This window comes from Blautia sp. SF-50 (assembly GCF_900101315.1).
GTDB lineage: Bacteria > Bacillota > Clostridia > Lachnospirales > Lachnospiraceae > Blautia_A > Blautia_A fusiformis.
In genome coordinates this window covers 25,932-51,367 of sequence record NZ_FMUW01000016.1, presented here as the reverse complement: position 1 = coordinate 51,367, position 25,436 = coordinate 25,932, and the positions used below count along the sequence as shown (strand labels likewise).

Here is a 25,436-nt window from a genome sequence, read left to right as displayed (position 1 = left end):
CAGAGGATTTTTTGAAGATCTGTCTGCAGACCGGCGGTTTTTTGATCAAATCAAGGGAGTCTTCTGCAGGGTTGCGAAAAGCAATAAGCAGTGGGGGAAACTTGCCCGGTGTTCGGAGATCAGAATCCGAAATCTTCATAGTCCTCCGGTGTGAACTTATGATAGATCATATGCTCACCCTCCAGAGACAGACAATACCGGTAGTCATCCGGGATCCCGTCTTCGAAATATACAAGATAATCAAATCCGGTTCCGGTTGTTTTTTCCACGTGTACATGTTCGGAATAAGCATGAAAAACGTCCATCACTTCATCCAGAGTACAGCCATGACGTGCAACCGTGCCTATAAAGTGTACCAGAAATTCACTCGGCTTCCGGTTTTCGTGAACGTAGTCCGAGGCCTGAGGCGGCAGGGTGATGCAGAAACGCCCGTTTTTGGAAGAAGCCGTTACTTTTCCAAGACGGTCACAGGCATGATCTGAGAATTTTTCCATTGCATGCTGCATTTCTTCTTCCGTAAGCTCTGTGCCAAGAAGGCGGTTCAGAGACTGCAGCGGATAATAAAAACGGGTAACTCCGCTCATGTATCCGATCTTTACCTGTTGTTCCTGGATCATATCCAGGAGATTATTTTCCAGTTTTTTGAAATTCATTATGTTTTTCCTTTCCGAGGTCTGAAGGTTTATTGAACTGCATACATTCAGATCCCATTTTTTTCGCAGATATCATTGAGACAGCAGCGGTCACAGTAAGGCTTTGTCCGCGCTGTACAGACTTCTCTTCCATGATTGACAAGACGGTGGCAGAGATCATTGCCTTCTTCCGGAGGGATGATCTTCCAGAGAGCCATTTCCACCTTTTTCGGATCCTTCATGTCATGGACAAGGCCGATGCGGTTGGAAAGGCGGATACAGTGAGTATCTGTTACAATGGCGGGCTTGCCGAATACGTCCCCCATGATCAGGTTTGCGCTTTTTCGGCCCACACCGGGAAGCTTCAGAAGTGCGTTAAAGTCTTCCGGCACCTTGTCGTGATACTGTTCGTGGAGAATGCGCATACAGGCGCTGATGTCCCGGGCTTTGCTTTTTCCAAGGCCGCAGGGACGTACAATGGCTTCGATCGCTTCCGGCTCTGCTGCTGCCAGGGCTGCCACATCCGGGTATTTTGCATAGAGATCCTGAACAACTACATTGACCCGGGCATCGGTGCACTGAGCTGCCAGACGGACACTTACAAGAAGCTTCCAGGCATCATCATAATCCAGTGTACAGTCTGCATCCGGATATTCCTTTTTTAAACGGCTGATAACTTCATAGGCCAGTTCCTGTGTTGTCATTTGTATATGAACCATCCTTTCAATTTCGGTTATATTACTGAATTACTACAGCCAGGATGATACCACAGCATTCGGAGAATTACAAGGTGGACAGGAGTACAGAAGCAGTGAGTGGCATTTGGGAATTTTATCAGCAGAGTAATTTTGGGAATCCCCCCCAGGGGCTTGTTAATACCCTGACAATTTGGTACATTAAACGTGACCTGTGAGGGACCTGATCTCCCTCACGTAAATAGAAAAGTGCGGAGGAATCAACGTGGAAAAACTTCTCGATGAAATCGAATCTTACTGGAGCACCCGTACAGAAGGGTACTCCGAAGTGAATCATAAAGAGCTTGCAGGAACGCAGAAAAACGCATGGCTTAAGGTGCTGACCAGTCAGTTTCCGGACAAACCCAAGGAAGAGATCCGTATCCTGGATATCGGAACAGGCCCCGGATTTTTTCCTGTGATCCTGGCAGAAGCCGGATATCATGTAGATGCAGTGGATTATACGGAAGGAATGCTGGAAAAGGCAAAGGAAAATGCAGGAGACCTTTGCCGGAATATCCGCTTTTTGAGGATGGATGCACAGAAGCTGGATTTTGAGGATAATACCTTTGACGTGGTCATTTCCCGAAATCTTACCTGGAATCTGGAGCATCCTGATGTTGCTTACAGAGAGTGGGTCCGTGTACTGAAGGTAGGAGGAAGACTTCTGAATTTTGATGCCAACTGGTACGGTTATCTTTATGAGGAAGAGCAGCGTAAGGCATACGAAAACGACCGGAAAAATGTGGAAAACAACAGCCTGGATGATCACTATCTCTGTACGGATATTGAGCGCATGGAGCGGATCGCCCTCCAGGTACCGCTGTCAAAGATCAGTCGTCCCCAGTGGGATGTAAAAACTCTCAGAGAAGCAGGACTTCTTGGGATCCGCACAGACACAGAAATATGGAAAACGGTCTGGAGTGAGGAGGAGAGATTAAATTATCAGTCCACACCAATGTTTATGGTAACTGGTGTAAAGCCGGATCATTTCCTGAATCTTCCGGTTGCGGCAGGAGAAAAAACAGAAGGCTTTCTCGAGCTCGGAGATGGAGAATTTGTCCTTCCTGCAACCATCATCCGTGGAAAAGATCCTGGAAAAACCGTTCTCGTCACAGCAGGTCTTCATGCAGGAGAGTATGTGGGGATCCAGACTCTGATCGAGCTGTCGAAGCGGCTGAAGCCGGAAAAGGTAAAGGGCCAGCTGGTTCTGGTAAAGGTGCTGAACCGGGAAGATTTTGAGAAGCGTGCAGGCAGCATCAGCTGGGAAGACGGAAAAAATCTGAACCGTGTTTTCCCTGGCAGAAAAGATGGCACAAAAATGGAACGACTGGCAGCGGCCATCACAGAATCCCTGATCCGGAAGGCAGATTATTATATCGATCTTCACGGCGGTGATGATTATGAGGAGCTGACTCCGTATGTATATTTTGCAGGCGTGGCAAAGCCGGAGATCGTGGAAGCTTCCCGAAAAATGGCAGAGCAGGTTGATGTCCCATATATGGTACAGTCAAATGTGAGTACAGGCGGCGCCTACAATTATGCGGCAAGTACCTTCCATATTCCGGCGGTCCTTTTGGAACGCGGCTGTATGGGAACCTGGGAACGGGAGGAAGTGGATTCCATGCGAAGAGATGTAAGAAATATCCTCTGCAGCATCGGAGCCTATAACGGAATCCGTTCCCACAGTACGTACTATCCGCTGAAAATGGATGATGTGCGTTATCAGTGCGCCAGTGTCAACGGTCTCTGGTATCCGGTGAAGAAACCAGGCGATATCGTTCATCAGGATGAGTATCTTGGAGAGATCCGTGATTATGAGGGAAATGTTCAGGAAATCTGTCGTGCAGATATGGATGGTGTGATCCTTTATCAGGTATCAAGCCTTCAGGTTGTGGAAGGCGGCCCTGTGATCACCTACGGAAATATCGTAAGAGAAAAAGACGAGCGGAAAACAAGGATCGCCCAGTACTGGACCAGGCGCAGCGACAGCTTTCTGGAACAGAGAAGAGCGGAACTTCACAGCGCCCTTGCAGGCAGATGGATGACCGAGCTTAAGAAGCACCTGCCGGAGAAAAAGAATCTCAGGATCCTGGATGTGGGATGCGGAACCGGATTTTTCACCATTCTTCTTGCAAAAGAAGGCCATCAGGTAACCGGAATCGACCTGACACCGGATATGATCACCCATGCAAAAGAGCTGGCTGAGGAAGAAAAAGCAGACTGTCAGTTTGCAGTCATGGATGCGGAAAACCCGGATTTCCCGGATGAGGAATTTGACGTGATCGTATCCCGAAACCTTACCTGGACACTGCCGGATGCAGAACACGCTTATCAGGAATGGTTCCGCGTGCTGAAACCAGGCGGAGTGATGATCAATCTGGATGCAAACTACGGAGCAGCAGACTTTGCGGACACTGCGGATCTTCCGGAGAATCATGCCCATCATCAGATCCAGGATGAGCTGATGCAGGAATGCGAGGATATCAAGCGGCAGCTGCCCATCAGTTCTTTTCTGCGTCCGGCATGGGATCTGGAAACGCTGAGCCGTATAGGTGTGGAAGAATTTTCCTTTGATCTTGGTATCAGCAAACGTATTTATACAGAAAAAGACGAGTTTTATAATCCGACCCCGATGTTTTTGATCTTTGCGAAGAAACCGAGGTAGGATCATGCTCAATATAAAACAGATCCAGTATTTTGCGGCCTGTGCCAAAACAGGCTCCTTCAGCCAGGCTGCAGAGCTGCTTTTTACCACGCAGTCAAATGTAAGCAAGGTAATCCGTTCCATGGAAGATGATATGCGTACCCAGCTGTTTGTCCGTCATGCAAAGGGCATAGAGCTGACACCGGAAGGAGAGCGTGCATATATCCATGTGCAGAGGATCCTGGAAAATATAGATGAACTGGAAATGCAGGCACAGCCACTTGCAAAAAGCAACCTGTGTGTATGCTTTCATCCCAGCTCCTGGTTTGCGGATACCTTCGTAACGTATTATGAAGCACATAAGTGCGATGATCTTCATTATCAGGTTTACGCAGCAGATACCCATGAGATCATAAAACGTGTGAAAGCCAGACAGGATGATATGGGATTCGCCTATGTGATGCAGAATCAGCTGGCAGCGTTCCAGTATTTTCTTTCCCGGAATTACCTGGAATTTGAGCTGCTGACGGAAACCGAGGTAAATATTTATACCGGGAAAAGGAAAGCAGATACAGCAGATGAGGGAGATTTTAATATGTCCCAGCTCAGGCTGATCCAGAGATTTCCCGATGAATTTTCCCCGGATAATTACCGGAACCTTGTAGAGGAAAACGGTCATTCCGCAGTGGAGGCAGAGACCGTAGTCGTAACAAACAGTGATTATATCGTGGAACGTCTTCTTGGGTCCGGAGAGTTGTGTAATATCAGTGGTGCGGATCTTTCCGGCCGTGATCCGGGATATTCCTCCGTGAAATATACATTTCCGGGAGAAGGCCAGAAACTTGTTTACGGGTGCATTTGCCGGAGAGGTGAAGAGCTCAGTGAACAGGGAAAGGATTTTCTGGGATTCGTGAAGGAAAGACTTCAGATTTCCGGGAAGTGATAAAAGAATAAAGCAAAAGACCAGACGGGATTTTTCTGCACGGGACACAGGTTCCTGATACAGAAAAGTCCCGTTTTTTATATGGAATACACATCCATGCTAAAACCGACTGTCCAATATCCCCGTACCGGGGTTGTCCGAAAGCTGTTAAATGATAAAATAATATCAGCAGCACACTCCGCGTGCTGAATATAAAAACACTGTGATGCACATAACCTCCGCGCACTCCTATTTGTGCATACAAATGTTTTGTCGAATAATAACACGACCCTTTCAAAAGCAGTTATGGTTTTGGATGCCATAACTGCTTTTGAAATATGAACACAAATCGCTCCACGATTTGTGTTCATGAGCATGCAGCAGAGCGGAATGCGAATGTCTGTCTGAACTGTAAAGGGCAGTGGGAAAGGAAAATTATGAACAAAGAAAATAAACTGGTCATCCGGATCCTGAAGCGGATCCTTCTGCTTGCTGTGGTTATGTTTCTGCTGTCTGTGGTGGTGTTCTGGCTGGCGAGACTGGCACCGGGAGATCCCCTGCAGTCCTTTTACGGAGATTCCCTGGAAATGATGACCAGCGATGAGGTGGCTGCGGCCAGAACGAGACTAGGACTGGATCAGGGGATCGGGGTACAGTATGTAAGGTGGTTTACCAATGTAGTCCATGGTGATTTCGGATTGTCGCTGAAATACAGGCAGCCGGTTATGAATGTGATCAGACCGCTGATCGGAAATACTCTGGTGCTGGGAGGAATTGCTTATATTGTGATCTTTATACTGGCAGTTCTGATCGCCATATTCTGTACGCTTCATGAGAATCAGTGGATCGACCGGCTGATCTGCAAGATCGGAACAGCAGCCTATTATGTGCCGGCTTTCTGGCTTGGTGTGGTACTGATCCTGATCTTCAGTGTAAATCTTGGATGGTTTCCAAGCAGCGGTGCCTATGATGTGGGAATGGCAGATAGTATCGGCAATCGTATGAAGCATATGATCCTTCCGCTGGTAGTAATGATCTTCAGCCATCTCTGGTATTACGCATATATGATACGTAACAAATTCCTGGATGAGGTGCGGAAGGATTATGTACTTCTTGCCAGATCCAAGGGACTTTCCAAAAGAAAGATCCTGTGGAAGCATTGTCTTCGAAATGTAATGCCGACGATCGTGAGTATTATGGCAGTTTCGGTACCCCATGTAACGGGTGGGACTGTAACTGTGGAAGCTGTTTTCAATTATGCGGGAATTGGAAATCTTGCAGTGGAATCTGCTAAATATCATGATTATAACCTGCTGATGATCGATGTGCTGATCACGGGATTCATCGTATTTTTAAGCAGCTTTGTTGCACAGACTGTCAATGAAGAGATCGATCCAAGAATGAAGGATTCGGAGGTGAGGGTATGGTAGCTGACCGGAAGCTTTCAGAAGCTGAGCTTTTTCAGGTAGTTGGTGCCGGGTGGAAGCAGCAAGGATCTGAAAAACGAAAAAAAACATTTCAGGAAAAGCTGAAGGGGAAACCGGTATTTTCCATGTTCCTGCTTTTTCTGATCGTTTTTGGCTGTGTATTTGCAAATGTTGTTGCAAATCATGATCCCTCAGGTTTTTATCTCCAGAATCTGAATACACCGCCGGGAAAGGAATTTATCTTTGGAACGGATTCGCTTGGAAGAGATATTTATTCACTGATCTGGTATGGCGGAAGGGTTTCTCTGGTGATCGGACTTCTGGGTGCTGCGATCATTACTGTGATCGGTGTTACCTACGGATGCATCAGTGGAACAGCAGGTCCAAAGGTGGATTCGGTTCTGATGCGGTTTACGGAAATGTGCGGAAGTATTCCGACCCTTCTGCTGATCCTGATCCTGTCTGCGGTTATTCAGGCCAATGATGTGATCAGCATATCTGTGATCATCGGTATTACCGGGTGGTTTGCACTGGCACGTATTGTAAGAAGTGAAGTACGGCAGATAAGGAACAGTGATTATGTGATGTATGCAAGACTCTGCGGAGGAAGTTTTGGATATGTGATGTATCACCATCTGATCCCGAATTTTGTTTCGGCGATCATGTTTGTGGTGATCTCTTCGATAAGCAGCTGTATTACCATGGAATCTACTTTAAGCTTTCTTGGTCTTGGACTTCCGGCAAATGTAGTCTCCTGGGGAAGTATGCTCTCACTGGCAAATAAAGCACTGATCATGAATACCTGGTGGGTGATCGTGATCCCAGGAGTTTTTCTGGTCATTACTTTAATGTGCATTACTAGTATGGGAAGCTTTGTGAGAAGTGAGGTAAATAACCATTACAGCAATCTCTGATGCAGTCAGAAAAAAAATTTGGATGCAAACCGTGATAAAACATTCCGAGATGCAGATAACCGGTTTGAAAATAAGGAAAGATGAGGAAAACAGAATGAAAAAGAGAACAGGAATCAACTATGGAAGAAAATATGCGGCGATAACACTGGCAGCAGTGACCGCAGCATGTACAGGAGCAACTGCAGGCAGTGTGGTAACCATAGCTGCGGCAGAAGAAAACAAAACCCTGGTATATGCGGGTGAGTCAGAAAGTACGATCAATCCCCTTCTGAATAACCATGATGAACTTCCGGATCTTATTTTTTCAGGACTGATGAAATATGATGCCAATGGAAAGCCGGTAGAGGATCTTGCAGAGAGCTATACCTTTGACAAGGATACCAATACCTATACTTTTAAGCTTCGAGATGGTGTTAAGTGGCATGATGGAGAAGATTTCAATGCAGAGGATGTTGTATACACCTATAAGGAGCTTACAGAGGATGAAACCCTGGGAGCCAGTATCACCAGCAACTATCAGGACATTACAAATATTGAGGCACCGGATGATCAGACTGTGATCTTTACACTGGATCAGTATGATGCTGCCATGCTGGATTACTTTACCATAGGAATCCTTCCTGAGCATCTTCTGGAAGGAGAGGACGTGAATACCACATCCTTTAACCAGAATCCGGTGGGAACAGGCCGTTATAAATTTGAAGACTGGGATGCTACCGGCGGAATGATCACACTGAAACGAAATGAAGATTATTACGGAAAGGTTCCGAATATTGAAACCGTTGTATATCGTACAGTATCGGATGAGACTACCAAGGCAACCATGCTCCAGTCCGGTGAGGCGGATCTTGCATGGCTGAATTCCAACTACGCTTCTCAGTTCAAGGATAAGGACGGATATAATTACTGGGAGTTCACCACAGCAGATTACCGTGGAGCAGCCATGGATATGAGCACAGATTTCTGGAAGGAAAACGGAGATTCTATCGGCGTTCTGAATTATGCGCTGGATAAGGATTCCATTATTGCAGGTGTTCTTGCAGGACAGGGAGAGCCGGCATACAGCCCGATCCAGAGAAACCCTCTCGGAACAGATAAGGAAGCCAATATCTACTCCTATGATCTGGATACCCTTGCAAAGAAGATGGAAGAGCTGGGATGGAAAAAAGGTGATGATGGGATCTATGAGAGAAACGGACAGAAATTCCACTTTACCATCCAGGTACGTGATTACGAAGAAGAGCGTGTGGATATTGCCAATGTCATGTCTGATATGCTGAAGCAGGCTGGTGTGGAAATGGAAGTAAAGCTTGTTACCAAATTTGACTGGGATGCAGGATACAATGGATTTCTTGCCGGCTATTCAACACAGTTTGACCCGGATATGGCATATGTAAACTTTGTAACCGACGCAAGTGGAAACAACATGCATTATTCCAATGCAGATGTGGATAAATATCTTGAGGAAGGCCGTCACGGTGAGACTGAGGAAGCCAGAAAAGAAGCATATAGTGAATTCGAAAAGGCATATGCCAAGGCACCTGGAATCCTTCTGGTTGCTTATCTTCAGGGAGATTATGTAGGCGTTTCCGGACTTGACGGACTGGATACCACACGTGTTCTGGGACATCATTCCGTAGGTGTTATGTGGAATATTGAAAACTGGACCATTACAAAATAAGGAAAAGATCATGCAGGAAACCGTTTTGGAATTAAAAAACTATTCGGTAAGCTTTGACACACCGGACGGCGAGATACAGGCCGTCCGGAATGTTGATCTCACGGTAAAAAAAGGAGAGATACTTTGTATCGTAGGTGAGTCCGGATGTGGAAAAACCGTTATGTGCCGTAGCGTGATGAAGCTTCTGCCACCGAATGCACATGTAAAAAGCGGAGAGATCAGTCTCTGCGGAGAGAATATCACAGCCTATAAAAGAAAAAAAATGGAAAAGCTGTGCGGAAGTAAGGTAAGCATGGTGTTCCAGGATCCTATGCTGACGCTGAATCCGACGATCCCTGTTGGCAAACAGATCACAGAGGCTATTATCAAAAATCAGAAAGTATCCGGGGATGAGGCGAAAAAAAGAGCTGTGGAAATGCTGAAGCTGGTAGGGATTCCGGATGCAGAACAGCGCTATGGACTGCAGCCTCATTTTTTTTCCGGAGGAATGCGTCAGCGTTGTGTGCTGGCTATTGCACTGGCCTGTGATCCGGAAATATTATTTGCCGATGAGGCGACTACAGCATTGGATGCAACCGTGGAAGCAAAGATTCTGGATCTGCTTCTTGAGCTGAGAGAAAAAACAGGGATCAGTATTGTGTTCATATCTCATGATCTGGGAGCTGTTGCAAGGATCGCAGACAGAGTTGCAGTTATGTATGCAGGAAAGATCATTGAGATCGGGACAGCGGAAGATGTTTATTATGATCCCCGGCATCCTTATACCTGGGGACTTCTGTCTTCTCTGCCTGTATTTGCAGGTGAAAAAGGGGAGTTGAATCCAATCCCCGGAATGCCGCCCTCTCTTTTGGATCCTCCGCCGGGAGATGCGTTTGCCGTTCGGAATCCCCAGGCACTGGCAATCGATTATGAACAGACTCCTCCGATGTTTGAGGTCAGTGATACGCATTATGCAGCCACATGGCTTCTGGATGAAAGAGCTCCGAAAATAGAAAAACCCTCCATTTTGAAGGACAGATTACAGAAAAACAGCTGCCATAAACAGAAACCGGATAAAAAGGAAGCGCCATTTTTACAGAAAACAGAACAGAAACAGGCGCCTGTACTGATCGAAGCCAGAAATCTGAAGCAGTATTTCCGTATCCGTTCTGATTATACGATCCATGCAGTGGATGATGTTTCCTTCAGTATCCGGGAAGGTGAGATTATGGCACTGGTGGGAGAGACCGGCTGCGGAAAATCCACGACAGCCAGAACGCTTGCAGGAATCTACCGGCCTACAGGCGGGGAGATCTTTTATCAGGGAGAAAGAGTGCCGGATAAAAAGGATCCTTTCGGAATGCGGAAGAAAATGCAGACTGAGATCCAGATGATTTTTCAGGATTCGGGCGCTGCACTGAATCCCCGAATGAGCATACGGCAGATCATGCTGGAGCCTGTAAAGATCAGCCGCAGGATCCGTGACAGAGAAATGTTGGAGAACAGGCTTCGGGAAATCCTGAAGGAGACAGGACTGGATGAAAGCATTCTTTCGAAAAAGCCGGGAGAGCTTTCCGGCGGACAGAGACAGAGAGTTGCCATAGGAAGAAGCCTTCTCATGGAACCACGTCTTATCATTGCAGATGAACCAATCGCATCGTTGGACATTTCTATCCAGGCACAGATCGTCATGCTTTTTAAAAAGCTTCAGCAGGAAAAAAGATTTTCGTTTCTTTTTATTGCCCATGATCTGTCCATGGTACGTTTTTTAAGTGATACAACCGGTGTGATGAAAAACGGAAAGCTGGTAGAAATGGCACCTACAAAAGAGCTTTTTGAAAATCCGCAGCATCCTTATACACAGTCCCTGCTTTCTGCGATCCATATCCCGGATCCGCTGGAAGAGAGAAAACGAAGGCTGATCGAGTATGAAGAGCCACAGTCTCTGGGAGAGGGCTGGAAAGAATTATCCGCATGTCACTGTGTGAGAATATAAGAGCATAATGGAATACATATGCATGACAAAATGGAATATGAAAAATCCCCCCGCCGGGGTTGTGGCAGAACAGCCGTGTTGTTAAACTTTTGTTATTCGAAATACTGAGAAACAAAGTGCGGAGAGGAAAATATGGGAAAATATATAATAAAACGGTTGCTGCAGCTGATCCCGGTCCTGATCGGGATCACATTTCTTTCTTTTGCCATGATGCGGCTTGCCGGCGGAGATGCAGTAACTTATATGTATGAAAATGCAGGCTCTGCAGTATCCCAGGAGGTCATTGATAAGGCAAAGGCAGAATATGGCCTTGATAAACCATTCCTTGTACAATATGCTGCCTGGTTTGCGGGAATGGCAACCGGAGATATGGGAGAGAGCTATGTGTCTCACAGAGATGTCTATGAAACCTTTATTTCAAAGCTTCCGGCAACGATAATGCTGACTCTGTCATCGATCCTTCTTACGATTGTTCTTGCGATCCCGTTGGGAATCCTGTCAGCAGTAAAGCACAACAAATGGGTAGACTATCTGATAAGATTTTTAAGCTTTATCGGCAATTCCATGCCGAATTTTTTTGCTGCCATGGTCCTGATGTATTTTCTGTCCATCAGGCTGGGCGTTTTACCGGTAGTCACAAATACAGATCTCGGACAGAGTATTATTCTGCCGACACTGACACTGGCGATCTCCATGGCTGCAAAATATACCAGACAGGTGCGTGCCACGGTTCTGGAAGAACTGAATAAGGATTATGTGACCGGAGCCCGGGCAAGAGGGATCCGCAGTCGTGTGATCATCTGGAAGAGTGTAATGAAGGCTTCCATGCTGACGATCATCACACTGCTGGCTCTGTCCATCGGCAATCTTCTGGGAGGAACTGCCATTGTGGAAAATATCTTTATGTGGGATGGTGTCGGAAAACTGGCGGTAGATGCGATCACCATGCGTGACTATCCGATCATCCAGGCTTATGTGGCCTGGATGGCGGTTATTTATGTTCTGGTAAATCTGGTGACAGATATTATTTACCACTATCTGGATCCGAGAGTACGACTTGGAGGTGACAGAGCATGAGTGGAAAAAATAATATCACAGTCCGGAAGCAGAAAATCCGGAAAAATCATACAAAAGCAAAGCTTGTCTTTTTTCTTGTGCTTACAGCATTGCTTCTGTTTGTAGCGGCATTTGCAAAATATCTCTGCCCTTATGATCCTTATGCCCAGGATCTGGCACTTGCCCAGAAACCGCCGGGACCGGAGCATCTGCTCGGGACAGACCGTTATGGAAGAGATATGCTTTCCCGTGTGATTATAGGAAGTACGACCAGTATTTATGCAACGCTGCTCCTGGTTGCGGTGATCACGGTGGCGGGAACGGCTATTGGTATTTTCTGTGGCTGGAAGGGCGGCAAAGCCGATACTGTTCTGATGCGTATCTCCGATCTGTTCCTGGCTTTTCCGGGACTGGTATTTGCTCTGGCAGTAGCAGGTGTTCTGGGAGGCGGTATCCAGAATGCGATCATTGCCCTGGCAGTGATCAGCTGGCCGAAGTTTGCGAGACTTGCCAGAGGGCTTACTCTGACTCAGAAGGACTCTGCATATCTTATGGCGGCGAAGCTTTCCGGAAGCAGTACAGGAAAGCTTCTGCTCAAACATATCCTTCCCAATATCGCAGGCCCCATCCTTGTTACGTCAGTTCTTGATATCGGAACCATGATGATGGAGCTGGCAGGACTTTCCTTTCTCGGGCTTGGGGTAAAGCCTCCAATGGCAGAATGGGGAAGTATGATCAACGATGGAAGAAGTATGCTGCAGATTTCACCATGGATGGTACTTGCGCCGGGAATGGCGATTTTTATTACAGTAATGATCTTTAATCTTCTGGGAGATACGATCCGGGATTATATGGATCCGAAGGAACGAAACAGGAGAAGAGGATAACAGGCACTTATAAATAAACATAACAGAGAAAGTGAGAGCGGAGATTATGAAGAAAAAGATTCTGGCAGCAGTGCTTGCAGCGGCAATGGTCATGAGCATGACAGGAGTTCCGGCAGCGGCAAAAAGCAAAGAAAAGAGTGAAGGAACTACCTTTGTTTACGGAACTACCGGATATAGTGAAGAAATGGGAGATGCAGGATTAAACCCTCACGACAATTATTCCGGATGGAGCTGTCTTCGTTATGGCGTAGGAGAAACACTGTTTAAGTACAATGACAACATGGAGGTAGAGCCATGGCTTGCTACAGACTATGAATTTACAGACGATAATACAGTAAAGATCACCCTTCGTGATGGTGTGAAATTTTCCAGCGGAAGAACCATGGACGGAGAAGCGGTAAAGGAATGCCTGGAGGATCTGATCGCAAACCATGACCGTGCACCTTACGATATGAAGATCGATAAGATCGAAGCAGATGGAATGACAGTAACGATCCATACTTCCGAACCATGTCCGGCACTGATCAATTATCTCGGTGATCCATATGGTGCTATCATTGATATGGATTATGGCGTACAGGGAGAGGGCGGCTCTGCAAATGTGGCAGGAACAGGCCCTTATGTTGCAACAGAGGTATCTCCAACAGAGATTAAGCTGGTAAAAAATGAGGATTACTGGGGCGGAGATGTAAAGGTAGACAACGTTATCGTAAAATCCTTCTCAGACGGAAGTGCCCTGACAGCAGCATTACAGACAGGCGATATACAGGGAACCTATGGACTTCAGTATGATAACTATGCGCTTTTTGACGGAAATCCGGACTATCAGATCAGCTCTGTAGCAACAAGCCGATGTTTCTTCGGACAGTTTAATATGAAGTCTGAACTGATGCAGGATCAGAATGTGAGAAAAGCCATTGAGATGGGAATCGATAAGGACGGCTTCTGCAGTGTGATCATGGAAGGACGAGGTGTTCCGGCAGTGGGAGCCTTCCCAAGCAGCTTTTCCTATGGAAACGATGCAGTAAAGGCACCGTCCTATGATCCGGAAGAGGCGAAAAAGCTTCTGGAAGAATCCGGATGGACAGATACGGATGGAGATGGCTATGCAGATAAGGACGGAAAGAAGCTGTCCATCACATGGCTGACCTATCCGACCCGTCTGGAACAGCCTAAGCTTGCAGAATATGCACAGTCCACTTTAAAGGACATTGGAATTGAGGTCGATGTCAACAATACAGCAGACCATGCGACGTATGCAAAGAATGGAGAATTTGATGTATATGTAAGCTCGCTTACAACTGCACCTACCGGTGATCCGGAATATTTCTTCACAAGTACAGTTGTATCTGATGCTGCCAAAAATTATGGCAAATACAGCAATTCGGATCTTGATGATATCGTAGCGAAGCTGCATGAGACCTTTGATACAGATGAGAGAGGCAAGCTTGCTGTGGAAGCACAGCAGACCATTCTGGATGATGATGCGTATTTCTTTGTTTCTCATCTGAATATGGGACTTGTGTCAAAGTCAAATGTATCAGGGCTGACTGCTCACCCATGTGATTATTACGAGATCACGGCAGATCTGGAAGTGAAATAAGATGGAATCATTGTTGAAGCTTGAGCATGTGACGATCTGTTACAACGGAGAACCGGTTGTACATGATGTGGATCTGGAACTGAATAAAGGGGAGATCCTGGGGGTGGTAGGCGAATCCGGAAGCGGAAAAAGTACCATCATCAAGGCAATCATGGGACTTCTGGGAAATGAAGGCACGGTGACAGAAGGGGATATCTGTTACAAAGGAAAAAATGTGGTGGATATGCCGGAAAAAGAATTACGCAGACTTCTGGGTCCTGAGATCGCCATGGTCTTTCAGGATTCAGGAGCAGCCCTTTGTCCCATCCGCACCGTAGGCGATCAGATCTATGAGAGTATGCGGGAGCATGAAAGGATCAGTCGTAAAGAGTGTGCGGAGCGCGCCGTCCGGATGATGGCTAAGATTGGCCTCAAGGATGGGGAACGTGTTTTGCAAAGCTACCCATTTGAATTGTCCGGCGGTATGAATCAGCGTGTGGGAATCTGTATTTCCATGCTGCAGAATCCGTCGCTTCTTCTGGCAGATGAGCCTACCAGTGCCTTGGATGTAACCATACAGAAACAGGTAGTTGAGGAAATGCTGCTGATGCGTAAGGAATACGGAACAGCCATGATCGTTGTCACACACAACATCGGTGTGGTGGAAAAAATGGCAGATAAGGTTCTGGTACTGAAAAACGGAAAGGTGAGGGAATACGGAAAAACAGCTCAGGTTCTGACAGATCCGGAGGATCCCTATACAAAAGAGCTTATGAGTTCGGTACCTCGTCTGAAACGTACAGGTACCGGAAATGGAGGCAGATGATGACAGAAAATAAAAACATTCTGGAAGTGCATCATTTGAAAAAAAGCTTCACCACCGGTAAAAAATCCTTCACGGCTGTAGAAGACGTAAGCTTTTCTCTGAAAACGGGGGAAGTATTAGGAATCGTAGGGGAATCCGGCTCAGGAAAAAGCACTGTGGCGAAGATGATCACACATCTGACAGAACCCACCGCCGGAGAAATTTTTCTCATGGAAAGGGATATCACACATGCAAGGGGAAAAAATCTCCGGGAAATCTACCGGGAAATGCAGATGATTTTTCAGACCCCGGCAGAATCCTTTGACCCCAGATGCACTCTTGGGGACGGAATCGGGGAAAGTCTCCGGAATATGGGGATAAGTAAGAAGGAAACCAGGAACCGTGTGGAAAAGCTTCTGCTTACCTGCGGACTGACTCCGGAATATGCAGACCGGTATCCCCATCAGGTCAGCGGAGGGGAGTGCCAGAGAGCGGCTATTGCCAGAGCCCTGGCTGTGGAACCCAGAGTGCTGATCTGTGATGAAGCAACCAGCGCCCTGGATGTGACTGTGCAGAAACAGATCATGGAGCTGCTTCAGAAGTTAAAAAAAGAAAACCAGCTGTCCTTTCTTTTTATCTGCCATGACCTGGCCCTTGTCCAGCTGTTCTGCGACCGGGTGATCGTGATGCATGACGGACATGTGGAAGAGGAAGGGACACCGGAAGAGATCATTGAGCATCCGAAGACAGAGTATACGGAGCAGCTGATCCGGTCAGTGCTGTGATAATGACAGATAAAAACAAAAGAACGAAGCCCTCAGTAGTGCGAATACTGAGGGCTTTTTTGCAGGTTACACGTTGACGCATTTTCCCTCACCCGATATAATTAAAAAAGAATCGAAACCGGATGAAAACGGAATAAATATAGAGGAGAACACAAAAAATGGCAGAAAATTTACAGATCAGACTGGCAGATCCTGGTGAGGCGGACCGTCTGGCAGAGATCGAGGCAATCTGTTTTCCACCTGCGGAGGCAGCAAGTCATGAGGAAGTTGTGAAGCGTATGGGAGCATTCCCGGAGAATTTCGTTGTAGCAGTAAAGGATGAGCAGATCGTAGGCTTTATCAACGGAGGAACCACAGATAAACCAGTACTCCCGGATGAATTTTATCATGATATCACGCTTCACAGAAAGGACGGGGAGATCCAGACGGTATTCGGACTGAATGTGATCCCGGAATACCGTCATCAGGGGATCGCAGGAGAGCTTGTGGAATATTTTAAGGAGCTTGCGAAAGAGCGCGGAAAAAAAGCTCTGATCCTTACCTGCAAGGAGCATATGATCCCATTCTATGAGAGCCACGGACTGAAGAAACTGGGTGTGGCAGATTCTTGTCATGGCGGAGCAACCTGGTATGATATGCAGATCTGGTTCTGAGAAATGAAGACAGTAACAGAAGAAAAAAGAAGAGTCAGCTGCAGAAACAAAGGTCAGCTGAATAAGAAACCAGAGGAAAAATAAATGAGAATACGAATGTACAATGTGGGGTTCGGGGACTGTTTCTGTATCCGTGACAGAAAAAGCAGCCTGCTTGTGGATTTCGGGGCAGCCAACAGCAAGATCGAAGGGCGGCCACGGAGGGAGGTCTTTGATGTGATCATCTCAGATCTTACTACCATCCGCAAAAAAAATCTGCTTCTGACACATTTTCATCCGGACCATGTTTCCGGATTGCTTTATATGATGCGTTACCGAAGAGATGCCTACGAATTTGAAAAGATCTATCTTCCGGATGTATTTTCCGGTCCGGAAATGAAATACACACTGGCGCTTCTGCTCCTTGCGGATGTGACAAAAAAGGCCAGCCTTCCCGGAAGACGTGTCAGCCTTTTTGCCCTTGCAGAAGCTCTTTGCGCCAGAAGGGTAAAGATCGACCTTTTATCCAGAGGCTCAGAGTTTGAGGGAAAATATACAGTGCTCTGGCCGGATCTCAGGGAAGTCAGCCGGGAAACGGAGGACGTATTTAATTCCCTGATCGAGAATCATGAAAACGCAATGACCGAGCTTGTGAACATTGCGGAGGAGGTACGTCAGCTGTTTCTGTCCATGACAGAGGAGATGCCGGAAGCAGAGCAGAAATCTGCTCCACTGTCTGAGGCATCTTTGGTGGAAGAGGATACAGAGGGATCCGAGCGCTCTTTGACAGGACAGACAGAGCCTGGTGGGGAAAACGAAGGATATACGCAGGAGAAGCTGGAGCTTATAATGGAAGATACAGGCACAGCAGCTGAGGATACAGCAGAGGCTCCGGAAGAAGCTGAAAAAGAGAGAGCACGTCGCCTTAAACCGGAAAAGCTGGAAAAGAAATTCCGTGAATTACAGGCAACCGGAGAATTTCAGGCACTTCTGGAAAGTGCGGAAAAACAGGGGCATTTTCTGCGTCAGTTCCGCCACAAGATCAGTCTGGCATTTCAGAATACCGGCGACGGAGAGCTGAATCTTCTGTTTACCGGAGATGTACAGCCACAGTACATGAGGATGATCGCAGAAAACTATGATGGGAGGATTCCGCTTCATGAGCATTACTGGTGTATCAAGGTACCACATCATGGTACGGAATCCCATTTCTTTGATTTCAGCAGCTTCTCCCCGGAGAATATGATGATCCCCAACGGAGCCTACTACGACAACAGCAAGAAGAAATCCAAGAATCAGCGCACTTCCATGCAGTACGGCGGTTTATTTTATATTAATGACACGCATATGTATTGTTCCAACTGTGATTGCTGTGACAGCTATGAGAACGGATGCTCCTGCAGGGAGTATGATGTGATATCACCATCGTATTATAAAGATATCTGATCATGTTACAGATGGATTTCTGGTGAGTTATATACGATCCGGTCATTCAGGCAGACAAAGAAGACGGTAATTTCTTTGTCTGCGTTTTTGTTAAAAAGACAGGATGTACATGTGGACAGAGGAAAAGATGATACAGGAGGAAAAGTTTTGAAACAGATCGCAGACCTGCACATACATTCCAGATATTCCATGGCAACCAGCAAAGATGGCACGCCGGAGATGCTGGATCTCTGGGCGCGGAAAAAAGGGATTACACTCCTTGGAACCGGAGATATGACACATCCCATCTGGCGGCAGGAGTTGAAGGCGAAGCTGATCCCTGCAGAACAGGGACTGTTCCGGCTGAAAGATGAATATGTTTTGCCGGAGGCAGCGCATTATCCGGGAAAAGCACCCAGGTTCGTACTGTCCGGTGAGATCAGTTCCATCTATAAAAAAGGCGGAAAAACCAGGAAGGTGCACAGCCTGATCCTGCTTCCGGGATTCAATGAGGCAGATGCTTTTGCCGCAAGGCTGGAAAAGATCGGAAATATCCATTCAGACGGACGTCCTATTTTGGGGCTGCCCTGCCATGATCTTCTGGAAATAATGCTGGAGGTCAGTGAGGAGGGTATCTATATCCCGGCTCATATCTGGACCCCACATTTTTCCCTGTTTGGAGCGAAGTCCGGATTTGACACCATAGAAGAATGCTTTGAAGAACTGACACCTTACATCCATGCCCTGGAGACAGGACTTTCTTCAGATCCGGCGATGAACTGGCAGATCTCGGCGCTGGATGGCTATCAGCTGGTGTCCCATTCGGATGCACATTCACCGTCGAAGCTGGGAAGGGAAGCGGATCTTCTGGATATAGAGCTTTCCTATCAGGGATTGTGGGATGCAGTGCAGAACGGAAAGGGGCTTGAAGGGACGATTGAATTTTTTCCGGAAGAAGGAAAGTATCATTTTGACGGGCACCGGAAGTGCGGCGTGTGCTTGAGCCCGAAAGAAGCAGAAATGTATAACGGTATCTGCCCGGTCTGCGGAAAGAAGCTGACCATGGGTGTGGATCACCGGATCCTGCAGTTATCTGACCGTGATGAGAGTTCAGCGGCCATGCCGGAAAGCGGCCGCCCATATGAAAGCCTGATGCCGCTGCTGGAGGTGATCTCCGCATGTGTGGGATTTTCCACGGCAAGCAAAAAAGTTCAGGGACAGTACGAGGCGCTGCTTGAGAAACTGGGTGCGGAATTTACCATATTGAGAGAGGTTCCGCCGGAAGATATCCGAAAAGCCGGCGGAGAAGTTCTGGCGGAAGGCATCCGGCGGCTCCGTGCAGGAGAAGTGGTGCGGAAACCGGGATCTGACGGAGAATATGGAAAAATAGAATTGTTTTAAGCGAATCAGGTAAGTCCTCTGCGGGATTGCGAATATCGGCTTGATCCAATTAAGAAAATTTCTGAAATGGTGTGAAAAGAAGCAGCTGTTAAATATTTATGTATTGTGAAGAGTATTGCCGGTCATAGCGTGAGCTGCAAAAGGTAAAAGGCGATAATGATAAAGGATTGGAGCAGGATAGAGATCATGAAAGAAAAAATCGGCATTATATCAGACACTCACGGTCTTTTGCGGCCGGAGGTACTGGAAATCTTAAAAGACTGCAAATACATTCTTCATGCCGGAGATGTCAATAAAGATGAGATCCTGGATGTACTGCGTTCCATGGGGAATCTCTATGTGGTCCGTGGAAATAATGATAAAGACTGGGCGGAAAATCTCCGCACCAGTCTAAGCTTTACCATTGGCGGCGTGAAATTTTTTATGGTTCATAACAAAAAAGACGTTGCGTGGGAGCTGGGGGACACACAGGTGGTCATCTTCGGGCATACTCACAAATATTTTGAGAAGATGATCGATGGCAGACTGTGGCTGAATCCGGGAAGCTGTGGAAGAAGCCGTTTTGGCGGAGAGGTTACCATGGCGGTGATGACTGTGGAGGATGGCAAATATCAGGTAGAAAAAATCACTTTGGCGGAAAATTCCAGGAAATGATCATAACCCTGTTTATAGATCCTTTTATGCAGATCCGTTTCTGTAGATTACTGGAATACGCTGATGCATAAAAGGATTTTTTGTATTTTATTGGATACAATCCTTGTAATTTTGGATTTGTAGCGTATAATTAAAAAACGTTTAAAACAAAAGTGGTCTTACCACTTTTGAAAAATTCGTTTGAGCGCAGACTGTGAATGCAGCTGCGTTCATGAGTATACAGTAAAGCAAAATGTGAATATGTGCTTTACATGAATCAGGAGGGATGCAACATGAAGCATGTGCAGCAGTTTAGCATCATCCTGTTGATTTCCGTCATTGGAGAACTACTGAAAACCTTTCTTCCACTTCCGGTACCGGCCAGTGTCTATGGATTGATCATTATGCTGGTGACTTTGCTCACAGGTATTCTGAAGCTGGATCAGGTCAAAGGTGCGGCAGATTTTCTGGTTGAGATCATGCCGGTGATGTTTGTGCCGGCTGGTGCGGGACTGATCACAGCCTGGAGTACTCTGAAACCGATCTGTGTACCGGTTCTCATCATGACGTTTATCAGCACGGTGATCGTAATGGTCGTAACAGGAAAAGTAACACAGGGAGTGATCCGTATGGGAAAGAGAGGAACTGAAAAATGATGGAATTCATAAAAAACTCCGCATTTTTCGGAGCAATGATAAGTCTGATCGCCTATGAGATCGGTCTGATCCTGAAAAAGAAGTTTAAAATGGCGATCTTTAATCCGCTTTTGATCTCGATCATCTGTGTTATCGGTGTTCTTTTGATCTTCCATATTGATTATGATGATTACAATGAAGGTGGAAAATATATCAGCTATCTGCTGACCCCGGCAACAGTCTGTCTGGCAGTGCCCCTTTATGAGCAGATCCATCTGCTGAAAAAAAATCTCAAGGCAGTGGCTGCCGGGATCTTTTCCGGAACGCTGGCCGGGCTTTGCAGCATTCTGCTTATGGCGAAATTGTTTGGCTTTGATCATCAGGAATATGTCACTATGCTTCCGAAGTCTATTACAACTGCCATCGGAATGGGTGTTTCCGAGGAGCTTGGCGGTATCGTGACCATCACCGTTGCCGTGATCATCATCACAGGAGTTCTGGGAAATATGCTCGCAGAGGTTGTCTACAAGATCGCAAAGATCGAGGAGCCGATCGCAAGAGGTCTTGGACTTGGAACATCTGCCCATGCTATCGGAACAGCCAAAGCCATGGAGCTTGGCCCGGTAGAAGGAGCCATGAGCAGCCTTGCCATTGCCGTAGCCGGATTGCTTACGGTTGTAGGAGCGTCTGTGTTTGCGGGAATGATGTAAAAGCAGATATCATAGGATTTCAAATGCCCTTTCAAAGTGTCACATTTTACAAGTCTGTCGTTTACGGCAGGCTTTTTTTGTGGATCTTAAAGACGAACATATTTTTGTATAAAATAAACAAATGTTCGGAAAAACCATATTTGTACCGTTTTATTGGACTAAAAATGAGCTATAATGCAAACATACAGAAAATATGTTTGGAAAATATGTTCGATAAATCGTGAGACGAACATAGGACAGGGAGGATGGATCTTATGTGGAATACAGAGAGCAGCAGGAAGGCAGTATTGGCAGAAGGAAGATATGTGGAAGCTGAGAACGGACATTGCGGCAGACAGAAGCTTTCCTCAGGAATGGCAATGGTACTGGGCGCACTTCTTACAATGGAGATCATGCTTGGCGGGGCGATGCTGTTTAATTTTGATTTCCGCGGAGCAGATATCGTTGCTGTTGTATTGTCATTCATGGTATTATATTTTGCAGTGGTAGCATCACTGACAGACAAGTAGCAGAACGGAGGAGAAAGGATGCCAAGGGTCTTTAACCAGAAGATTAAAATTTTATATCTGATGCGCATTTTTCTGGAGCAGACGGACGAAGAGCATCCGATGTCTGTGAAGGAGCTGATCGCCTATCTGAATAGTCTGGGGATCAGTGCAGAGCGTAAGACTGTCTATGATGATATTGAAACCCTGCGGAATTTTGGAATGGATATCCTGAACCGGCGGGAGCACCCGGCCGGTTTTTATCTTGCCAGTCGGGAATTTGAGCTTCCGGAGCTGAGACTTCTGGTGGATGCAGTACAGTCCTCCAGATGTATCACCAATGGGAAATCCCGACAGCTGATCAGGAAGCTGGAGAGCCTTGCCAGTGTTTATGAGTCCAGACAGCTGCGGCGACAGGGATTTGCAGAGAACCGTATCCGGACTATAAACGAGAATGTGTATTACAGTATTGATATGATCCAGCGTGCATTAACTGAGGACAGGCAGATTTCTTTTCAATATTGTGAATGGACTGTGGAGAAGAAGCTGCGTCCGGAGAATGAGGGAGAACGATATTCGGTCAGTCCCTGGGGACTTGTATGGCAGAATGAGGAGTATTATCTGATCACTTACGACGAGAAGTGTGGAAGGGTTAAGCAGTATCAGGTAGATAAGCTCCAGCAGATCCGTATAGAGAAGGAGGTGCGACGCGGCAGAGAATTTTTTGAGAATTATGATATAGGGGAGCTGACATCCAGGACCTTCGGGATGTTTGGCGGCAGAGAAGTAACCATATGTCTGGAAGCACATAACCGCTTGGTCGGGGTGGTGCTGGATCGGTTTGGCAGAGATATTATGATACACAGGAAGGATCCTGAACATTTCAAAACACTGGTTCGTGTAAATATCAGTGACCAGTTCTTTGGCTGGATAGCCAGTCTTGGCCCGGATGCGGTGATCGCATCACCGGATGAGGTTCGCGATAAGTACCGGGAATTTCTTGAGAAAAGTCTTTCTAATTACAAATGATAAATATATGATAAAGAAAATCTGTATATAATAAAGATTCAGGAAAATTCACTCCTGAGTCTGCAGGTTTTCAACAGAAATAATATATAAAAAAATAAATGAAAACAGACAAAAATGAGAAAAATCATATAATAGCTGCATCTGAAATATAAAAATAATATAGATAGCATATGTAAAAAAGATAATAGACATCGCGATGCTTAAGTGCTATAATGCTTTCGACTCTTAGGAGGGAATAAATTTTGCCATTTCAGGCAGATTACGGACGGTGAAGATATGACTGTAAAAGCAAGAATGCTGAAGCTTCTGGAGCAGCACGAGAATGAACTGATATCCGGAGAGGCGGCAGCAGCAGAACTAAACTGCACACGGGCAGCCATCTGGAAAGCTGTGAAATCCCTTCGTGAAGAGGGATATACCATAGAAGCTGGACCAAACAAAGGCTATGTGCTTCGAGGAGGCAGCCGTTTATCGGAAGAAGGAATACGGCTTTACCTCGATCATCCGGATGTCCCTGTAAAAATATACAGAGAACTGGATTCTACAAACCGGGCAGCCAAGGAGGCTGCATTTTCAGGAGAAGCAGGTCATGGTGCACTGATACTGGCGCGCAGACAGAAAAGCGGAAGAGGCCGAAGAGGCCGAAGTTTTTATTCTCCTGAAAATGCAGGACTTTATATGAGTATCGTTCTAAGACCTGACCGAACTCTGAAGGAAGGACTCCTGATCACTACAGCGGCGGCAACTGCAGTGTGCCGTGCAGTGAAGAAAATCTGCGGGATCGACCTTGGGATCAAATGGGTCAATGATCTGTATCTTCATAATAAGAAAGTGTGTGGGATACTGACAGAGGCTGTTACAGATTTTGAAAGCGGGAACATTGAGTTTGCAGTTGTAGGAATTGGTTTGAATCTGTATATGCCGGAAGATGGGTTTCCTGAAGATATACAGGAAACGGCTGGAGCATTATTTGAAAACAGGAATGACGCAGAGCATATAAACTGCAGTATTCTTGTGGCGGAGATCGTCAATCAGCTTCTCATGGAAGTGGAGACTCCGGGACTTTCCAGAGAATATACAGAAAATAATATCATTCCTGGAAACATGATCGTGATCACAGACGGACAGTGTACAAGGGAAGCTTATGCAGAATCCATAGCACCAGATGGAAGGCTTCTTGTGAGAGAACAGGATGGTTCAGAAACCCTGCTTTCTTATGGAGAAGTATCTGTACGCAGGAAGTCGGATCAAGGTTAATTGAAATGAATTGTATATTTTGTATAAAAAACAGATTCTTTTTTTGTGCAAAACAGGCAAAAATAATATTGACATTCTGGAAATGCGGAGTAAAATAAAGTCAACTACAAGGCGTGGTCATACCAATTATAAAAAGATACGATCAGCGCCAAGAGAAAAGGAGGGAGAAAAACGGGAGATTTATCAAGTACACTGGCAGAAGAACTAAACAGTAAGACAGCCTTTACCATTCCGGCGTTTGGTGGAATACCAATTGCAGAATGCGTGGTAGTCACATGGGTCATCATGGCGGTTCTTGTGATTCTGTCTCTGATCTTAGTTCGGAATCTCAGTGTGGAAAATCCGGGTAAGAAGCAGCTGCTTCTGGAGACCGGGGTAAGTTTTCTTCAGGATTTCTTCATGGGTATCCTTGGAGAAGAAGGCAAACAGTATGTGCCTTATTTGATGTCAACCGTAATTTACATCGGAATAGCCAATATCGCAGGCGTATTTGGTTTTACACCACCAACGAAGGACATGAATGTTACCATTGCGCTGGCGCTGATGAGCATTATTCTGATCGAGTATGCAGGCTTTCATAAAAGGGGACTGAAGGGTTTCCTGAAAAGCTTTGCGGAGCCGGTTCCGATCATGCTTCCGATCAACATTCTGGAAATAGCGATCAGACCTACATCTCTCTGCATGCGGTTGTTCGGTAATGTTCTGGGAAGCTTCGTAGTTATGAAGCTGCTGGAGTTTGTTTGTCCGGCCATTCTTCCCATACCATTCAGCCTGTATTTTGATTTCTTCGACGGATTCATACAGGCGTATGTATTTGTATTCTTAACATCCTTGTTCATTAAGGAAGCAATTGAGTAGTGAAGCGGAAGATCCGCTTGATCTAAAAATGAAAAAAATTGTATTTTACAGGAGGAAAAAACTATGTTAATCGCAATTGGTGCAGCTATCGCAGTTCTTACAGGTATTGGAGCAGGTATTGGTATCGGTCTTGCAACATCTAAAGCAGTAGAAGCTATCGCAAGACAGCCAGAGGCAGAGAGCAAGATCAGTAAAGCACTTCTTCTTGGATGTGCTCTTGCAGAGGCAACAGCTATTTACGGTTTCGTAATCGGTCTTCTGATCATCATCATGCTTGGCTAATAGGTAAAGACGAGATACTAATTCAGGATTAAGAGAGGCAGG

At 46.2% G+C, this 25,436-nt stretch carries 23 protein-coding genes and 1 pseudogene; 22 read left to right on the top strand and 2 right to left on the bottom strand.

What is annotated here, in order from left to right:
- Positions 1 to 119: 119 nt before the first annotated feature.
- Positions 120 to 653: a DUF3877 family protein gene (locus tag BLP57_RS11085; RefSeq protein WP_092071731.1), complete on the bottom strand. Its 534-nt coding sequence runs from the start codon at positions 651 to 653 to the stop codon at positions 120 to 122.
- Positions 654 to 700: 47 nt separating this feature from the next.
- Complete coding sequence (locus tag BLP57_RS11080; protein ID WP_022427162.1) at positions 701 to 1,336, bottom strand: endonuclease III domain-containing protein; 636 nt, start codon at positions 1,334 to 1,336, stop codon at positions 701 to 703.
- Positions 1,337 to 1,592: 256 nt separating this feature from the next.
- On the opposite strand from BLP57_RS11080, the gene BLP57_RS11075 reads away from it, so the two are divergent.
- The 22 genes and pseudogenes from BLP57_RS11075 (at position 1,593) to atpE (ending at position 25,394) form a co-directional block, all read left to right on the top strand.
- Complete coding sequence (locus tag BLP57_RS11075) at positions 1,593 to 4,034, top strand: methyltransferase domain-containing protein (RefSeq protein ID WP_092071728.1); 2,442 nt, start codon at positions 1,593 to 1,595, stop codon at positions 4,032 to 4,034.
- Between the two features lie 4 nt (positions 4,035 to 4,038).
- Positions 4,039 to 4,956, top strand: a complete 918-nt coding sequence (locus tag BLP57_RS11070; RefSeq protein WP_092071725.1) for a LysR family transcriptional regulator — start codon at positions 4,039 to 4,041, stop codon at positions 4,954 to 4,956.
- Positions 4,957 to 5,372: 416 nt separating this feature from the next.
- Positions 5,373 to 6,365: an ABC transporter permease gene (locus tag BLP57_RS11065; protein WP_092071774.1), complete on the top strand. Its 993-nt coding sequence runs from the start codon at positions 5,373 to 5,375 to the stop codon at positions 6,363 to 6,365.
- Positions 6,359 to 7,276, top strand: a complete 918-nt coding sequence (locus BLP57_RS11060) for an ABC transporter permease (protein WP_092071722.1) — start codon at positions 6,359 to 6,361, stop codon at positions 7,274 to 7,276. The genes BLP57_RS11065 and BLP57_RS11060 overlap by 7 nt, the downstream gene beginning before the upstream one ends.
- Before the next feature lie 94 nt (positions 7,277 to 7,370).
- Positions 7,371 to 8,957 carry an ABC transporter substrate-binding protein gene (locus tag BLP57_RS11055; protein ID WP_092071772.1) on the top strand — a complete coding sequence of 529 codons (1,587 nt, stop codon included), beginning with the start codon at positions 7,371 to 7,373 and terminating at the stop codon, positions 8,955 to 8,957.
- 10 nt (positions 8,958 to 8,967) lie between these two features.
- On the top strand, positions 8,968 to 10,932 hold the full coding sequence (locus tag BLP57_RS18500; RefSeq protein WP_092071719.1) for a dipeptide ABC transporter ATP-binding protein: 1,965 nt from the start codon (positions 8,968 to 8,970) through the stop codon (positions 10,930 to 10,932).
- Between the two features lie 132 nt (positions 10,933 to 11,064).
- On the top strand, positions 11,065 to 12,009 hold the full coding sequence (nikB, locus tag BLP57_RS11045; RefSeq protein ID WP_092071716.1) for a nickel ABC transporter permease: 945 nt from the start codon (positions 11,065 to 11,067) through the stop codon (positions 12,007 to 12,009).
- Entirely contained in the window at positions 12,006 to 12,875 is an 870-nt protein-coding gene (nikC, locus tag BLP57_RS11040) for a nickel transporter permease (protein ID WP_092071713.1), read from the top strand. The genes nikB and nikC overlap by 4 nt, the downstream gene beginning before the upstream one ends.
- A gap of 46 nt (positions 12,876 to 12,921) precedes the next feature.
- Entirely contained in the window at positions 12,922 to 14,478 is a 1,557-nt protein-coding gene (locus BLP57_RS11035; RefSeq protein WP_092071710.1) for an ABC transporter substrate-binding protein, read from the top strand.
- 1 nt (position 14,479) lies between these two features.
- Entirely contained in the window at positions 14,480 to 15,283 is an 804-nt protein-coding gene (locus tag BLP57_RS11030) for an ABC transporter ATP-binding protein (RefSeq protein ID WP_092071707.1), read from the top strand.
- The gene (locus tag BLP57_RS11025) at positions 15,283 to 16,047 is read left to right on the top strand and encodes an ABC transporter ATP-binding protein (RefSeq protein ID WP_044962277.1); all 765 of its coding nucleotides are present in this window, start codon (positions 15,283 to 15,285) and stop codon (positions 16,045 to 16,047) included. Before BLP57_RS11030 ends, BLP57_RS11025 begins: the two co-directional genes overlap by 1 nt.
- Before the next feature lie 158 nt (positions 16,048 to 16,205).
- Entirely contained in the window at positions 16,206 to 16,700 is a 495-nt protein-coding gene (locus BLP57_RS11020; RefSeq protein WP_015525566.1) for a GNAT family N-acetyltransferase, read from the top strand.
- A gap of 84 nt (positions 16,701 to 16,784) precedes the next feature.
- Positions 16,785 to 18,125 carry an MBL fold metallo-hydrolase gene (locus BLP57_RS11015; RefSeq protein ID WP_242872616.1) on the top strand — a complete coding sequence of 447 codons (1,341 nt, stop codon included), beginning with the start codon at positions 16,785 to 16,787 and terminating at the stop codon, positions 18,123 to 18,125.
- 189 nt (positions 18,126 to 18,314) lie between these two features.
- Positions 18,315 to 19,502: pseudogene (locus BLP57_RS11010) on the top strand (endonuclease Q family protein); the annotation flags it as partial.
- A gap of 189 nt (positions 19,503 to 19,691) precedes the next feature.
- Positions 19,692 to 20,159: a metallophosphoesterase family protein gene (locus BLP57_RS11005; protein WP_092071704.1), complete on the top strand. Its 468-nt coding sequence runs from the start codon at positions 19,692 to 19,694 to the stop codon at positions 20,157 to 20,159.
- A 272-nt stretch (positions 20,160 to 20,431) separates the two neighbouring features.
- Positions 20,432 to 20,794, top strand: coding sequence for a CidA/LrgA family protein (locus BLP57_RS11000; protein ID WP_092071701.1), 363 nt, complete (start codon positions 20,432 to 20,434; stop codon positions 20,792 to 20,794).
- The gene (locus BLP57_RS10995) at positions 20,791 to 21,483 is read left to right on the top strand and encodes an LrgB family protein (protein WP_022427148.1); all 693 of its coding nucleotides are present in this window, start codon (positions 20,791 to 20,793) and stop codon (positions 21,481 to 21,483) included. The genes BLP57_RS11000 and BLP57_RS10995 overlap by 4 nt, the downstream gene beginning before the upstream one ends.
- A gap of 254 nt (positions 21,484 to 21,737) precedes the next feature.
- Complete coding sequence (locus tag BLP57_RS10990) at positions 21,738 to 21,992, top strand: hypothetical protein (RefSeq protein WP_059086214.1); 255 nt, start codon at positions 21,738 to 21,740, stop codon at positions 21,990 to 21,992.
- 18 nt (positions 21,993 to 22,010) lie between these two features.
- Positions 22,011 to 22,997 (top strand): helix-turn-helix transcriptional regulator, encoded by a 987-nt coding sequence (locus BLP57_RS10985; RefSeq protein ID WP_015525576.1) that lies wholly within the window; start codon positions 22,011 to 22,013, stop codon positions 22,995 to 22,997.
- Between the two features lie 276 nt (positions 22,998 to 23,273).
- On the top strand, positions 23,274 to 24,254 hold the full coding sequence (locus BLP57_RS10980; RefSeq protein WP_022427146.1) for a biotin--[acetyl-CoA-carboxylase] ligase: 981 nt from the start codon (positions 23,274 to 23,276) through the stop codon (positions 24,252 to 24,254).
- A gap of 192 nt (positions 24,255 to 24,446) precedes the next feature.
- Positions 24,447 to 25,112: a F0F1 ATP synthase subunit A gene (locus BLP57_RS10975; RefSeq protein WP_084449196.1), complete on the top strand. Its 666-nt coding sequence runs from the start codon at positions 24,447 to 24,449 to the stop codon at positions 25,110 to 25,112.
- 63 nt (positions 25,113 to 25,175) lie between these two features.
- Positions 25,176 to 25,394 carry an ATP synthase F0 subunit C gene (gene atpE / locus BLP57_RS10970; RefSeq protein WP_021652814.1) on the top strand — a complete coding sequence of 73 codons (219 nt, stop codon included), beginning with the start codon at positions 25,176 to 25,178 and terminating at the stop codon, positions 25,392 to 25,394.
- The last annotated feature ends 42 nt before the right edge of the window (positions 25,395 to 25,436 follow it).